The organism is Streptomyces sp. TN58 (assembly GCF_001941845.1).
Classification (GTDB): domain Bacteria; phylum Actinomycetota; class Actinomycetes; order Streptomycetales; family Streptomycetaceae; genus Streptomyces.
Genome location: NZ_CP018870.1, coordinates 5,573,666 through 5,587,188, shown reverse-complemented (window position 1 = coordinate 5,587,188; position 13,523 = coordinate 5,573,666). Strand labels below are relative to the sequence as shown.

Here is a 13,523-nt window from a genome sequence, read left to right as displayed (position 1 = left end):
CCGACGATGAGAAGACGCTCGAAGGAAGCGGCGGCCGGACTCTCCCGGATCGAGGGATACCTGATGAGCCAGGCGGCGCTGCAGGAGGCACGGGCTCACGGTGAGGCCTTCGCCGCCGCCCTGACCTGGCTCGGCCCCGCCGAACAGGACGAGATCAGCCGCCGCTTCGCACACCACCACCTGGGCCTGCGCAAGAAGATGCTCGCCGAGACGGTCGCACGGGCCGGAGAACTCGAAGCGGAGTACTCCCGCCGCTACGCTCTCCTCCGCAGACGCATCACCGGCCTGCTCGTGGCCGTACTGGGGCTCTACTCCGTCACGCTGCTTCTCAGGTGACCGGCCGCTCAGGCGCCGGACCTGGTCCTGCTCCTGTCGTCCTTCCACGTCCCGGGGGCCCCCAGGACCGGCGCCGGTCACGAGGCCTGCTGTGAGCGTCTGGTCGTCGGGCCGGGCGCTCAGCGGGCTCCGGTCATGGGACGGCGTGTGCCGGGGCCGTGGCGGCCGGTCTCGCTGTCCCGGGCGGCGGAGGCGGCGGCAAGGGCAAGGAGGGTGGCCAGGACCCCGGTGATGAGGTTGCTGGTGATGGACCGCGTGTGCGCGACGTCACCGGCGACGATCCAGGGGGCCACACAGGTCCAGATGCCGATGGCGGCTGCGGCCCAGGCCATGGAGTGGGTCCGCTCGTACGAGTTGCCGAGGCCGCCCATGCACAGCATGTAGGCGATGCCCGCGATGAGGTTGGTGACGGCCAGCGTGGTGAAGCCGTTGAAGCCGGCTATCCAGGGGGACGCGGCGAGGTAGAGACCCGTGATCAAGGCCAGGGCCTCGACCATCTGGGCGCGCGGGGTGGCGGCGGCACGGTCGTGCCGGGCGTGCAGGTCCTTCAGGTCGGGGTGCTCTTCGATGGGTGCGCGGTGGGTTGACGCCATGATGGCCTCCTGAGAAGGAGCGGTTCACGCCGGACGTATACCCATAAAAAGGTCATAAACCAGAATCGCGAGTACGAGCCTGCGATTCCCAGCTGCCTCCGCTGCATGGCTCCCGACGCGTCCGTCGTCGCCAGCGGGAGGCTGATGCCCGGAAACGATCACGATGAGCGAGCCGCCTTCACCGTGGCACGCACAGGAGGGCCCAGCGGCGCGCCGAGCCATGCTCCGGGCATGCGCGGGCACACCACCATCGACCTGCCCCCCTCAGGGCCGGTGCCGGAGACCGCGTGCGGGGGGAGCGATGCGCTCATGGGTTGCCTTCCGCCGTGCCGGGAACGCTCTGCTGCCCGTACGCCTACCCCCCGGCAGCGTCCACGCTGGCGCAGGGCCGCATCCGGGTGAAGCGCTGGACCCGCCCTACAGCGGAAAGCCGCCCTCCGACCGGGGTGTTGCTTCGGTCAGGAGGGCGGCGGTCTTTCAGTGATCGCGCGTCAGCTCACGCGGTCCGACGTGAGTGCATCCGGTGTCGGGGTCAGGAGGGGTCGCCGTACTGGAGGCCGCGGCCGTTGGTGCCGACGTAGACGCGGCCATAGGTGTCCGGGTCGCCGGTGATGACGCCGACGCCACCGATGCTGCCCCACTGGTGGGCGTCGTCGTTGACGCGGAGCCAGGTGGCGCCCTTGTCCGTGGAGCGGAAGACGCCGGTGACGTCCTTGACGGTGCCGATCAGGTACAGGGCCTGGTACGAGGCGCCGGGTGCGGCCTTGCCGAAGCCGAGGGCGGAGGCGGACTTCACCGAGGTGAGCCGGGTGAAGGTGCGGCCGCCGTCGGTGGAGTGCAGCAGCCCCTCGCCGCCGGCGGCGATCCACAGGTCTCCGGCGACGCCGGGGACGGCCGTGAGCCGGCCGTCGGGCAGGCCGGTCGCACGTGTGGTGAAGGTCGCCCCACCGTCGGTGCTGGCGTGCAGCGTGCCGCGAGACAGGGTAGAAGGTTCCGGCCGCCAGATTCTGCAGTGGTCGACGTCCCTGCTCGGCCGCGAGAACCCGGACGACATGGACGGCGGGACCGAATCGCTGGCGGGCTACCGATCAGGACTGAACGGTGCGCACCCCGAACTCCTGGCGGCGGGCAGCAAGGTCGAAGAGATCGCGGACCTCACTGCACAGATCGTCCAGTGGGCGGCCGACGGTGTGGAACCGAGCGAGATCGGGGTGGCCGTCCGGTACCTGCAACTGGGCAAGGAGATCGCCCACGCATTGGAACAGGCAGAGCTCCCGGTCCGGCTCCTCGGCGGTACGCAGGGGCCCGGCGACGGTGTCAGCATCGGGACCATGCATCGGATGAAGGGCCTGGAGTTCCGCTTCGTCGCCGTCGCCGGTGTCAGCGAGAGCGTCGTTCCTCTGGTCTCGGCCCTGACCCCCGTAGAAGTGGACGCCCAGCAACACCGGGAAAACCGCCTCAGTGAGCTGAGCCTCCTGTTCGTCGCCTGCACCCGTGCAAGGGAAGCGCCGCGGATTTCCTGGAACGGCGCGCCCGGTCCGTTCCTGGCACGGTAGCGCTCAGCGGCCGACGTACAGGAATCCGCGGCGCGGGGACACGGGTATCTGCTGGTGCCGGACTCTCTGGGCACCAGCCGTCTGCTGCGCGACGGCCGTCTCCTTGGCGTCTTCACGTCGACCGGGGACGGGTCGGTCAGCGCCGAGTGGGAGGAGCCGAACAGCGGCGAGCACGCGGAGCCCCACGACGCCGCCGTGGGGTACGCGCTCGCCGCCGCCTTCGGGACGGGGGCCGAGCCGATGTGGAAGCTGACGCTGAACGCCCTGCTGGAGATGTGGCCGTGAGCAGGTCTGCCCTCATTTCTCAGCCTGCGGCAGCGGGTGGGAGCAGGTCGAGCGGGCGACGAAAGCGATGCCGTCGTAGTCCTTCGCCGGTACGAGCGGCGCGGTGTGGAAACGGTAGGAGAAACGCGGCACATTGGCGCCGAAACGACAATCATCATGATTGTCCCTCCGCGCGGCTTGTCCCTCCAGTGGACCCGCCGGGTGGGCCCGTCAGCGGCTGGAGTAGGGCAGCAGGGCCATCTCCCGGGCGTTCTTGATGGCGGTGGCGAGGGCGCGCTGCTGCTGGGCGGTCACGCGGGTGACGCGTCGGCTGCGGATCTTGCCGCGGTCGGAGATGAACTTCCGCAGCAGGTCGGTGTCCTTGTAGTCGATGTACGTGATCCCGGCCGCGTCGAGCGGGTTGGGGCGGGACTTGACGGGCTTGCGGGGCTCGGGGCGTCGGGCCATGGCAGGGTCTCCTTTGCGGAAAGGTTTCCGTCACGGTCGGTCGGGCCAGGCCGTGAACGGTCCAACGGTGAGGGTCAGGCGGCGTCGAGGAGGGCGTCGAAGGCGGCGGGCAGGTGCTTCCACGCCTCACGCCCTGACTCGTACTCCGCGTCCGTCAGGAGGCAGGAGTCGAGGAGGCGTTCCAGGCCGTCGCGGTCGAGGCCGGGCGAGGTGAAGACGAGGTGCTGGCAGCAGTCGCCGTGCTCCGGGTGCCAGTCCAGGGCGGCCGCCGCGCGGCGCACGGGCGGGACCATCTCCCAGGCCGCGTCCGGCAGCGACGCCAGCCAGGGGCCCGCGTTCTCCACGCACAACGCCCCGCCGGCCGCGTCCCAGGCGAGCAGGGTGTCCGGCCGGTCGGCCAGCCAGAACCGGCCCCGGCTGCGGGCCGCCGCACAGCACAGGTCCTCCAGCGCCTCGTACAGCCGCTCCGGATGGAACGGGCGGTGGCGCCGCCAGACGAAGGTGGTGACCCCGGCCGCGTCCGCCTCCTGGGGCAGCAGCGCGCACGCGGGGTGCTGGGCGGCGGCCGCGGCCTCGACATCGAAGCCGGCGAGGGCGATGCGGGCGAGTTCGGCGGAGGCGGCCGGCACGCGCAGCGCGGTGGGATGCAGCTGCGCGAGGAGCGCGCGGTCCTCCTCGTCGGCCTCGTCGTTGTCGACGACGGCGAGGACGGGCGCGTACTCCAGCTGGCGGGCCCAGGTGTCGCCCACGGTCCGCTGATCGGTCGGGGCCGCGGCGAGTCCGGCCTCGGCCAGGTCGTCGCCGTTGCCGAGGCAGGGCAGGACGAGGGCGGGGTCCACGGCGGTGATCACGTTCGTCAGGGCCAGGCGGTCCCCGCCGTGGGCGGCGATCACCTCCGCCATGGCCTTCGGTTCGACCGAGTCCCACAGCTCGACCACCGCGAGGCGGGTCAGGCCGCTGTCGGCCATCCGCTCAAGTTCCGGGACCAGGTCCTCGCGCAGGGCGCAGCACGCGCAGTCGTTGACCAGAGGCGTCTCCCCACGCGAGAGGACGCCGTCGGCGTCACGGATCAGCCGCAGGACGCTGCCCTCGGGCGCCCCCGCCAGGTCGTGGTGGAGCGCAACGCTTCCGGGGACGGACCGCAGAAGGCGGTCGACGACCTCAGCTCGCGCCTCGGAGTGGAGCCCGGCGACGATGACGACGGGCAGCCCCCCTTCGTGCTCCATCAGCGGGCTCCGTAACGGCGCTGGAACTTCTCGACGCGGCCGGCGGTGTCGAGCACGCGCGCCGTACCGGTGTAGAAGGGGTGGCTCGCGGAGGAGATCTCCACGTCGACGACCGGGTAGATGTTGCCGTCCTCCCACTCGACCGTCTTGTCGCTCGTCATCGTGGAGCGGGTGAGGAACGCGGTGCCGGAGGCGGAGTCGCGGAAGACGACGGGCTCGTAGGCGGGGTGGATTCCGGGCTTCATGCCAGGGCCTTTCAGGGGTGGGATGGGGTGAGGGGGTGTGGGGTCAGCGCTCTTCGCGGAAGTCCACGTGGCGCCGGGCGACGGGGTCGTACTTGCGCAGCACCATCCGGTCGGGGTCGTTGCGGCGGTTCTTGCGCGTCACATAGGTGAACCCGGTGCCCGCCGTGGAGCGGAGCTTGATGACCGGGCGGATCTCGTTGCGTGCCATGAGGGCTACTATATGGGAACGATTTCCATTACCAATACGCCCTTCGGCGAGAAAGGCGGCCGCACCCATGTCCGCCCACTGCCAACTGACCGGCGCCAAGCCCGGCTTCGGCAACAACATCTCCCACTCCCACCGGCGCACCTCGCGCCGCTTCGACCCGAACATCCAGCGCAAGCGCTACTGGCTGCCCAGCGAAGGGCGGCACGTCCGGCTCATCCTCAGCGCCAGGGCGATCAAGACGGTGGACGCCATCGGCGTCGAGGCCGCCGTGGCCCGGATCCGCGCGCGAGGGGTGAAGGTCTGATGGCGAAGAAGAGCAAGATCGCGCAGAACGAGAAGCGCAAGGAGACCGTCGAGCGGTACGCCGCCCGGCGGGGGGAGCTCAAGGAGATCATCCGCCAACCCTCCTCCACCACGGCCGAACGCGAGGCCGCCCAGGCGGAGTTGCGTCGGCAGCCGCGCAACGCCAGCGCCACGCGGGTACGCAACCGCGACAGCGTCGACGGCCGTCCGCGCGGCTACCTGCGCAAGTTCGGACTCTCTCGGGTGCGGGCGCGACAGCAGGCACACGCCGGCTTCCTGCCCGGAGTGACCAAGTCGTCCTGGTAGCCACCGGAACCCACCCCGCATCCGTCCGGCGGGACGATCCCGGCCACACGGAGCACCCTTGTCGAAAATGGCTACCGTAAGCATTTACGGTCGCTCCCGTGCGCGTGCGGCACTCTGCGGGCCCGCGAGGGGGACCACAGGGAGCCGCACGCGGACGCTCCGCCTCCACCTTCCGCGGCATCTTCGACATGAGATCTGAACCGAAGCGCCGTACGCCGGGCGGTGAGGCGGCGCCGAAGGGCGCGCTGGGACACTGCTATGGCCACCGACCGAGTCGGTGGCCATATCAGTGTCGTCAGCAGAGGGCGGGCGTCGGGCCGACAGCCGTCGCGCCCTATCCGGGGTCGAGCTGCATCGCCTGCACGGAAGTCGTTCGCGTAGCGGTGCCGAGGTAGGTGATGCGGAGGGTCCCCGTGGCGGGTTCGCGGTCGACGAGGACCTCGACACCGTAGACGGACTTGATCAGGTCCGGAGTCAGCACGCTGTCCGGGGCCCCGGCGGCGACCACCTGTCCGCGCTGGAGGAGGACGAGATGGTCGCAGTACCGCGCGGCGAGGTTCAGATCGTGCAGGGCGACGACGCAGGTCACGTCGAGCGAGGTGAGCAGGTCGAGCAGTTCGAGCTGGTGACGGATGTCCAGGTGGTTGGTGGGCTCGTCGAGCAGGATTTCGCGGGGTTCCTGTGCGAGGGCGCGGGCGAGTTGGGCGCGCTGCTTCTCGCCTCCCGAGAGGGTGTGCCAGCTCCGGCCCTGCCGGTCGGTGAGGTCGGTCCGCTCCAGCGCGGCGTCGACGGTCCGCCGGTCGTGCTCGGTGAGGGCGTCGAAGCGGCCGCGGAAGGGCGTGCGGCCGAGTTCGACCACCTGGCGGACGGTGACGTGGTGGTGCGCGGTGACGTCCTGTTCGACGACGGCGAGCCGTCGCGCCAGAACCCGGCGGCCGAGGGCCTGAAGGCTGGTGTCGTCGTAGTGGACGCCTCCGGTGTCGGGGCGGCGCAGTCCGGCGAGCAGGCGCAGGAGGGTCGACTTGCCGGAGCCGTTGGGGCCGAGGAGGCCGGTGACCTTTCCGTCGTAGGCCTCCATGTCTATTCCGTCGAGGAGCCGTTGGCCCTTGACCGACCAGGAGAGGTGGGTGGTGGTGATGCGGCCCATCAGGCCTCCAGACGCTTCAGGACCAGCGCGAAGGCGGGCGCGCCGAGGAGGGCGGTGATGACGCCGGCGGGCAGTTCGTGGGGGGAGAAGGCCGTGCGTGCGAACACGTCCACCCAGATGAGGAAGACGGCGCCGGCGATGGCGGACAGGGGCAGGAGGGAGCGGTGCGTCGGGCCGGCCAGGGCCCGCACGGCGTGCGGGACGAGCAGGCCGATGAAGCCGATCGCGCCGGAGGCGGCCACGGCAGCCGCCGTGATGACGGAGGTCAGCACCATGAGCCAGACGCGGGCCGCGGTGACGTTGATCCCCAGGGCGGCCGCGGAGTCCCACCCGAAGGTGAAGGCGTCGAGGGCGGGCGCGAAGAACTGCACGGCGGCCACCCCGATCAGGATGATGACGACGGTGACGGTCACCCCCTCCCATCGGGCGCCGCCGAGGGTGCCGAGCAGCCAGTAGGTGAAGCCGCGGGTGGAGTTCGCGTCGCCGCTGACCATGAGGATGACCGATGTGACCGCAGCGAAGAACTGAGACACCAGCACGCCGGTCAGCACCACCCGGGAGGGGCTGGACACACGCCCTCCGCCGAGCAGGAGCAACAGCAGGCCGAAGGAGACCAGGCCGCCGGCGAACGCTCCGGTGGAGAGGGAGACACTGCCGCCGATGCCCAGCAGGAGCACGGCGACCGCTCCGGTCGAGGCGCCGGAGGAGACCCCCAGCAGGTAGGGATCGGCCAGCGGGTTCCGGGTGACGGCTTGCAGGACCGCGCCGGAGACCGCCAGGGCCATGCCGACGGCGGCGGCGAGCAGGACTCTCGGGAAGCGGGACTCCCAGATCAGGGCGTCGAGGAGCCCCGGCAGGGGCTCGGTGGGGGCGATGCCGCCCAGGCCGATGTGCCGGAGGATCGTGGAGACGACATCCAGGGGGCGGATGTCCGCGCTCCCGAACAGCGATGCGGCGACGACCGACACCAGCAGTGCGGTCACGGCCAGGAACAGAAGCGCCACCGTCGGGGCGCGCCGCCGGCGCACCGGAGCCCCTTCGCGGCGGGAGGTCGGGGCTTCGGTGCGCGCGGCGGTCTCGTGTGAACTCGTCGTCATGATGGTAGAGGGGTCACCCGAGCTTGTTCAGGCCGTCGACCAGCGCGGGAACCGCGGACGCGCTGCCGTAGCCGGGGTCCATGTGGCTGCCGGGGATGGTGATGAACCGGTCGCCCTTCACGGCGGCGAGCTTGCTGGTGAGGGGGTCTTTCTTGAGGAGCTCGATCTTCTCCTTGGCGGTGTCGTTCGGTTCGCCCCGGGTCAGGTCGGCCAGGATGATGACGTCGGGGTTCCGGGCTGCGACCTCGTCCCAGCTCACCTCCGCCCACTTGGTCTTGGCGTCGGAGAAGATGTTCTCGACCCCGACGAGCCCGGAGAGGTGCTGGGGCAGACCACCGGGCCCGGCGGCCCACGGGGTGCCCTCGTAGGTGGAGTAGAACCACATCACCTTCAGCGGCTTTTCCCGCTTCTGGACGGCGCCCACCGCCTTGTCGACCACGGCCTTCTGCTCGGTCGCCAGCTTCTCGCCGGCCTCGGGCACCCCCATGATCTTGCCGAGTCGGCGGTACTCCTCGAACAGCATGGTGAAGTCCGCGTCGGCCACGCTCTCGTGGTACGTGCAGTCGAACTCGGTCAGGTAGGTGGGAACGCCCAGGTCGTGGAGCTGCTTGCGCTCGCCGGACTGTTCCTTGGTGAACATGCTCGCGAAGGATCCGTAGACGAAGTCCGGCTGAGCTGCGAGCAGCTTCTCGTGCTTGATCTCCGCCCCGGGCGCGGACAGGACCGGGATCTTGTTGTACTGCGCGGCGATCGCGGGCGGCGTCTTCTCGATCTCGTAGCCCGTGCCCGCGATCCGGTCGCCCACCCCGAGGTGGATGAGGATCTCGGCGGCGGTCTGGTTGAGGGTGACGACCTTCTTCGGTGCGGCCTTGACCGTCACGTCGGTGCCGCAGTTCTTGAGGGTGAACGGGTAGGTCGTCGTCGCGCCCGTCTGCGTCGCCGTGGCGGGCTTGCCGTCATCGGACGCCGGCTGCGCGGTGCATCCCGCGAGTGCGAGGGCCAGCAGAGCCGTAACCGTTGTGGTTATCGTTTTCGTTTTCATTGGCAGGAAGGTACCAGTTCTCAGGCAGGGGCAGGATGGTCCTGGCAGCCCATGCGGACCGCCTGACGGACTCTTCGCAGGGGCGCTTCGCGCCGGTGGTCGCACGGCGCCGCGTACCGCCCATCGGCGGAATGGACCGGACGCGCCGAGCAGTTCCGGTCGTCCGGTCGGGGTGGGGCGTTACCGCAGCATCGCGGCAAGGCGACGGACGGCCCGCTCGTCGAACAGTTTGTTGGCCGCCATCCAGTCGTCGTTGAAGACGGTGTCCAGGTACTTGTCGCCGCCGTCGCAGACCAGCACGACGATGGTGGTGCCGGGGGGCGCGGACTGCGCCCGCTCCAGGGCCTTGTACACCACGCCGCCCGCCGAGCCGCCGATCAGGACACCGAAGTTCCTTGCCAGATAGCGGCAGGTCTCGAAGGCTTCCGCGTCGCTGACCTTGATCCCCTCGTCGAAGACCTCGTAGTCGACGACACAGCCGATCTCCGACCCCGCCGGCGTACCCGTCCCGGACTGGTGGTAGGGCGCCCCCTGACCGCCGAAGACGACGGAGCCCACCGGCTCGACACCGATGATCTTCAGTTCCGGGATGCGCTCGCGGAGGAAGCGGCCGGTGCCGCAGAGCGAACCGCCGGTGCCGACGGCCCCGTACAGGTAGTCGATGTCGTCGCCCAGGTCGGCGTGGAGTTCACGGGCGAGCGGCCGGTAGCCGTTGGGGTTGCCCACGTTGCGGTGCTGGGCGGTCCAGTACGCGCCGTGTTCGGCGGCGAGTCGCTCTGCTGTGGTGTCGCGTTCGGCGGTGGCGAGTCCTTCCTCGTCCCCGGCGACATTGAGGATGTCGGCGCCGTAGGCCACCATGCCCCGTAGCTTGTCCGGGCTGGAGTGGTTGTCGACCACGGCGGTGAACTTGTAGCCCCGTTCGGCGGCGACGAGCGCCAGGCCGAGACCGGTGTTGCCGGAGGTGGACTCGACCAGCCACCCGCCGGGGGCCAGGAGCCCGGCCTCCTCCGCCTCGTCGATCATGTTCCTGGCCATCCGGATCTTGGCCGTCCCGGTGGGGTTGAACTGCTCCAGCTTCAGCAGGACGGTGGCCCCGCCTTCCGCGACGGGCAACTTCAGCAGCGGCGTCCGCCCTATCAGGTCGGAGATCCTGCTCGTGATCACGGCTTGTCCTTCGCGCAGATCTCGGTCAGACACCGGACGAAGACGTCGTTGTCCCCGGGGGTCGACAGCGAGGCTCGGATGTATGTCTCGTAACCCGGCTCGCGCCACGCCTTGACGATGACCCCGGCGCGGTGCAGTTCCCGGGCGACATGGTCGGCGGGGTGGCCGGTGTCGATGAAGAGGAAGTTGGTCGAGGACGGGACGACGCTCAGTCCCGCTTCGCTCAACCGGTCGGTGACCCGGGCGATCTCCAGGGCGGTGCGGCGGACGGTGTCCGCCAGGTGTGCGTGGTCGCCCAGCGCGGCGATCGCGGCCTCCTGGGCCGGGTGGTTCACGTTGTACGGGGTGCGGACTCGGTCCAGGGCCTGGATCAGCGTCTCGTCGGAGGCGATGCCGTATCCGACGCGAACTCCCGCCAGACCGTAGGCCTTGGAGAAGGTGCGCAGCACGATCCACGGGCGGTCGAGTCCGCGCAGGGCTTCAAGGCCGTCGGGGTAGCCGGGACGGGACCGGGCGAACTCGCCGTACGCCTCGTCGAGCACCAGCAGGGCCGACTCCGGGAGGGCGGCCACGACCTGCTCCAGTTCGTCGGCGTCGAGCATCGCGCCCGTGGGGTTGCACGGGTTGGCGAGGAAGACGAGCTTCGGACTTGCCGCCAGCGCGTCGCGCCAGGCGTCCGCGTCGAACCCGAACTCGGCGGTGGCCGGGACCTTGTGGACCCGGGCGCCCATGATGCGAGGGAAGGTCTCGTGCAGGCTGAAGCCGGGCGCCTGGGTCACCACCAGGTCACCGAGGTCGAGGACGGCCCGGCACAGCAGCTCCAGGATGTTCTCCGAGCCGTTTCCGAGCACGACACGGTCGGCCGGCACGTCCAGGCTCCTCCCGATGGCCTCCGCCAGTCGTCGTCCTGCGGGGTCGGGGTAGCGGGACACGCCGTCGGCAAGGGCCTTGCGTACGGCTTCGCTCACCGCCGGGGAGACGCCGAACGGGTTCTCGTTGTTGGAGAGTTTGATGACACGGCCGGAGCCGCTGAGGGCGGCCACCTCGTCCGGGTCGGCGCCGGGATCGTAGCGGGGCAGTCCCGCCACCTCCCTGCGGATCAAAGAGGTGGACGGGGTGTGCGAGAGGACGGGGTTCATGACGGCTCCGGTTCCGGGACGGGTGCGCCGGACGTCTCGCGGTGCAGCCGGTCGACGCGGCGCAGGAAGGCGGCCAGCAGGAGGGCGGCGGTGGCGGCGAGGCCAATGGTCTGGCCGGTCCAGACGCCCTCGACGCCCCAGCCGGCCGTGATCCCGAGCAGGTAGCCCGCGGGAAGGCCGATCAACCAGTACCCGACGAGGGAGATGCGGAAGGGTCCGGCGGTGTCGCCGATGCCTCGCAGGATGCCGTTGCCGATGTTCTGGGTGGCGTCGAAGACCTGCATGAGGGCGGCGATCAGCAGTCCGGTCGCGGTCAGCGCGATGATGTCCGTGTCGCCGGCGTGCTCGGCCGAGAGGAACAGGGACACGACCGCGTCCGGCGCCAGCACGTACACGACGGCGACCAGCAGTGTCGCGATCGTGCCCCAGGCGATGCCGAGCAGCCCCGTCCTGCGGGCCTCCCGGTAGTCGTCGCGGCCGTCGGCCTCGCTGATGAGGATCGACGCCGCGTGGGAGAGGCCGGCGGAGACCATGAAGACGATGTAGACGATCTGGTTGAGCACCGTCTGGGCGGCCAGCGCCTCGACGCCGAGGGAGCCGATGACCAGGGTGAGCACGCTGAAGAACCCGGCCTCCGAGGCGTAGGTGCCGGAGATCGGCAGGCCGAGGCGCCATACCGACCGGACCGCTTCCCCGTTCCAGCGCCGCGCGTGGGGCGAGGTGAGGTACGGGCGGAGGGTACGGTCACGCAGGATCACCGCGACGAACGCCAGGAAGGACAACAGGAACACGGTGACGGTGGCGATCGCGACGCCGACGAAACCGAAGGCGGGCAGGCCGAACTTGCCGTAGACCAGAACGTAGTTCAGGGCGATGGTCACGCCGACCGAGGCCAGCGTGATGGCCAGCAGCGGGCCGGGCCGCTTGAGGCCGGTGGTGAAGTGCCGCAGGTTCTGGAACCACAGGCAGGGCAGCATGCCCGGTGCCAGGACCATCAGGAACTCACCCGCCTTGTCGACCACGGTCGGGTCCTGGCCCAGCAGGACGAGCAGCGGCCCGATGAGCATCAGCGCCACGCAGAAGACCACACCGCAGACGGTCGCCCAGAAGAAACCCGCGAAGAGCAGTGCACCGACGCGTTTTCTGTCGTCCCGCACGCGCGCCTCGGCCACCAGGTTGCTGACTCCGGTCACCAGGCCCGTACCGGTGGTGCGCAACTGGTTGAACAGCGCGATGGCCAGACCGGCGGCGGCGATCTCGACCGCTCCGAGCCTGCCCAGCATGACGATGTCGACCGTGGTCAGTGCGACATAGGCGAAGTTGGTGAGGATCAGCGGGAACGCGAGCTTGAGCAGCGCTGATGAGTTCCTGACCCACCAGGCGGCGCCGGTCGTCTGAGCGCCGCTCGTAGGTGTCGTGTCGGTCGTTTCGGTGCTCACCAGAAGTTGACCTTGTCCCCTCGCCCGGCCGCGAGCGCGAGGTCGGATATGTACCGGCCGAGCGCGGCGTCGGTGACCGCCATGCCGCTGTTGTAGGCGAAGACCACGTCGTCCGGACGGCGTCGGGCGGGTGCCGTGCCGAGCAGGATGTCGGGGAGCTGGGCGTCGACCTGCGGCAGGCTGCCGTCCGCGCCCCGCAGGTCTTCACAGGTGGCGTGCATCTGGGCGGTGTCCGTGGCGATCCGGTAGTCCGCACCGTGGCACACGTCGGCGTGCACGCCGTACCCGAGGAGTACGGCGACCGAGCCCGGCTTCATCCAGTCGCGCCGGACCTCCTCCGTGACGGACAGGCCGGCGGCGCCGACCACGATGTCCGCCTCGCCGGCGGCCCCCCTCAGGTCCTTGACGATCTCGACCTCGCGGCCGTCGACGCTGTCCTGGACGGCGCGGAGCCCCTCGGGGTACGTGCCGAACACCTGCAGGCGCTCCAGCTCGGGCATCGCCGCGACGAGCATCGGCAGGGCTGCCTGCCCCTGGACCCCGGTGCCGATGACGAGCGCGGTCCGCGCGTCGGGGCACGCGGCACGGGCGAACAGGGCGGTGGTGGCCGAGGACCGCAGGGGGCCGAGCTTCACCACGTCCATCAGCGCGATCGGCGCCCCCGTGGTGTCGTCGACGAGGAAGACGAACGAGTGGAACCGGTAACTGTCTCTCGTCCGCCTCGGGTCGAACTCGTAGACGCCCTTGAAGCAGACGGTGCCGCTGCCGGCGTCCCTCGCCACCATCGAATAGCTGAGCGACCGGTGGTCGGGATCGTCGATGATCGTCTTGACCGGGTTGTTCGAGCCGCCTTCGCGCAGCGCGCGGTAGGCCTGCTCGACGACCGCGATCACCTGCCGGTGGTCGAGGTGCAGCCCTTCCTGCTGCGCTTGCGGCAACAGCCACAACTGCCCGGGCGGGGCATAGCTCAGAGACATGCCGGTCTTCTCC

Annotated in this window: 17 protein-coding genes and 1 pseudogene; 5 read left to right on the top strand and 13 right to left on the bottom strand. The window is 70.2% G+C overall.

The features are described from left to right. Positions 1 to 6 precede the first annotated feature (6 nt). Entirely contained in the window at positions 7 to 336 is a 330-nt protein-coding gene (locus BSL84_RS25495) for a hypothetical protein (protein WP_030027230.1), read from the top strand. Between the two features lie 119 nt (positions 337 to 455). Here the strand turns inward: BSL84_RS25495 and BSL84_RS25490 are convergent, their stop codons facing one another. Together BSL84_RS25490 and BSL84_RS25485 are read right to left on the bottom strand one after the other, a co-directional pair. Beyond that, positions 456 to 929, bottom strand: coding sequence for an SPW repeat protein (locus BSL84_RS25490; protein ID WP_075971187.1), 474 nt, complete (start codon positions 927 to 929; stop codon positions 456 to 458). Positions 930 to 1,461: 532 nt separating this feature from the next. Further along, a pseudogene (locus BSL84_RS25485) lies at positions 1,462 to 1,914 on the bottom strand (WD40/YVTN/BNR-like repeat-containing protein); the annotation flags it as partial. A 67-nt stretch (positions 1,915 to 1,981) separates the two neighbouring features. On the opposite strand from BSL84_RS25485, the gene BSL84_RS35655 reads away from it, so the two are divergent. Both BSL84_RS35655 and BSL84_RS35650 read left to right on the top strand, forming a co-directional pair. Then, positions 1,982 to 2,485 (top strand): 3'-5' exonuclease, encoded by a 504-nt coding sequence (locus BSL84_RS35655; protein ID WP_107484840.1) that lies wholly within the window; start codon positions 1,982 to 1,984, stop codon positions 2,483 to 2,485. A gap of 54 nt (positions 2,486 to 2,539) precedes the next feature. Then, positions 2,540 to 2,770, top strand: coding sequence for a hypothetical protein (locus tag BSL84_RS35650; protein ID WP_234363509.1), 231 nt, complete (start codon positions 2,540 to 2,542; stop codon positions 2,768 to 2,770). Between the two features lie 210 nt (positions 2,771 to 2,980). Here the strand turns inward: BSL84_RS35650 and rpsR are convergent, their stop codons facing one another. From rpsR to rpmG, 4 genes are all read right to left on the bottom strand, one after another. Continuing rightward, positions 2,981 to 3,217 carry a 30S ribosomal protein S18 gene (gene rpsR / locus BSL84_RS25470; RefSeq protein WP_030036055.1) on the bottom strand — a complete coding sequence of 79 codons (237 nt, stop codon included), beginning with the start codon at positions 3,215 to 3,217 and terminating at the stop codon, positions 2,981 to 2,983. A gap of 74 nt (positions 3,218 to 3,291) precedes the next feature. Beyond that, positions 3,292 to 4,443: a CobW family GTP-binding protein gene (locus BSL84_RS25465; RefSeq protein ID WP_075971186.1), complete on the bottom strand. Its 1,152-nt coding sequence runs from the start codon at positions 4,441 to 4,443 to the stop codon at positions 3,292 to 3,294. After that, positions 4,443 to 4,688: a type B 50S ribosomal protein L31 gene (locus tag BSL84_RS25460; RefSeq protein WP_075971185.1), complete on the bottom strand. Its 246-nt coding sequence runs from the start codon at positions 4,686 to 4,688 to the stop codon at positions 4,443 to 4,445. Before BSL84_RS25460 ends, BSL84_RS25465 begins: the two co-directional genes overlap by 1 nt. Before the next feature lie 43 nt (positions 4,689 to 4,731). Further along, positions 4,732 to 4,896 (bottom strand): 50S ribosomal protein L33, encoded by a 165-nt coding sequence (gene rpmG / locus BSL84_RS25455; RefSeq protein ID WP_030493469.1) that lies wholly within the window; start codon positions 4,894 to 4,896, stop codon positions 4,732 to 4,734. Between the two features lie 67 nt (positions 4,897 to 4,963). Here rpmG and rpmB point away from each other — a divergent pair, with 67 nt between their 5' ends. Further along, on the top strand, positions 4,964 to 5,200 hold the full coding sequence (gene rpmB, locus BSL84_RS25450) for a 50S ribosomal protein L28 (RefSeq protein ID WP_075971184.1): 237 nt from the start codon (positions 4,964 to 4,966) through the stop codon (positions 5,198 to 5,200). Continuing rightward, positions 5,200 to 5,505, top strand: a complete 306-nt coding sequence (rpsN, locus tag BSL84_RS25445; protein WP_075971183.1) for a 30S ribosomal protein S14 — start codon at positions 5,200 to 5,202, stop codon at positions 5,503 to 5,505. Before rpmB ends, rpsN begins: the two co-directional genes overlap by 1 nt. A 334-nt stretch (positions 5,506 to 5,839) precedes the next feature. Here rpsN and BSL84_RS25440 read toward each other — a convergent pair whose 3' ends face one another. From BSL84_RS25440 to BSL84_RS25410, 7 genes are all read right to left on the bottom strand, one after another. Then, entirely contained in the window at positions 5,840 to 6,652 is an 813-nt protein-coding gene (locus tag BSL84_RS25440) for an ABC transporter ATP-binding protein (protein WP_045323439.1), read from the bottom strand. Then, positions 6,652 to 7,680 (bottom strand): FecCD family ABC transporter permease, encoded by a 1,029-nt coding sequence (locus BSL84_RS25435; RefSeq protein ID WP_075972227.1) that lies wholly within the window; start codon positions 7,678 to 7,680, stop codon positions 6,652 to 6,654. Before BSL84_RS25435 ends, BSL84_RS25440 begins: the two co-directional genes overlap by 1 nt. Before the next feature lie 82 nt (positions 7,681 to 7,762). Beyond that, entirely contained in the window at positions 7,763 to 8,791 is a 1,029-nt protein-coding gene (locus BSL84_RS25430; RefSeq protein WP_075971182.1) for an ABC transporter substrate-binding protein, read from the bottom strand. A 180-nt stretch (positions 8,792 to 8,971) separates the two neighbouring features. Then, on the bottom strand, positions 8,972 to 9,955 hold the full coding sequence (locus BSL84_RS25425) for a PLP-dependent cysteine synthase family protein (RefSeq protein WP_030036037.1): 984 nt from the start codon (positions 9,953 to 9,955) through the stop codon (positions 8,972 to 8,974). Next, positions 9,952 to 11,094, bottom strand: coding sequence for a histidinol-phosphate transaminase (gene hisC, locus BSL84_RS25420; RefSeq protein WP_075971181.1), 1,143 nt, complete (start codon positions 11,092 to 11,094; stop codon positions 9,952 to 9,954). Before hisC ends, BSL84_RS25425 begins: the two co-directional genes overlap by 4 nt. Beyond that, a complete protein-coding gene (locus BSL84_RS25415) occupies positions 11,091 to 12,533 on the bottom strand; it encodes an MATE family efflux transporter (RefSeq protein WP_079273290.1) in 1,443 nt (480 codons plus the stop codon). The genes hisC and BSL84_RS25415 overlap by 4 nt, the downstream gene beginning before the upstream one ends. Then, positions 12,530 to 13,510 carry an ornithine cyclodeaminase gene (locus tag BSL84_RS25410; protein ID WP_075971180.1) on the bottom strand — a complete coding sequence of 327 codons (981 nt, stop codon included), beginning with the start codon at positions 13,508 to 13,510 and terminating at the stop codon, positions 12,530 to 12,532. The genes BSL84_RS25415 and BSL84_RS25410 overlap by 4 nt, the downstream gene beginning before the upstream one ends. Positions 13,511 to 13,523 lie beyond the last annotated feature (13 nt).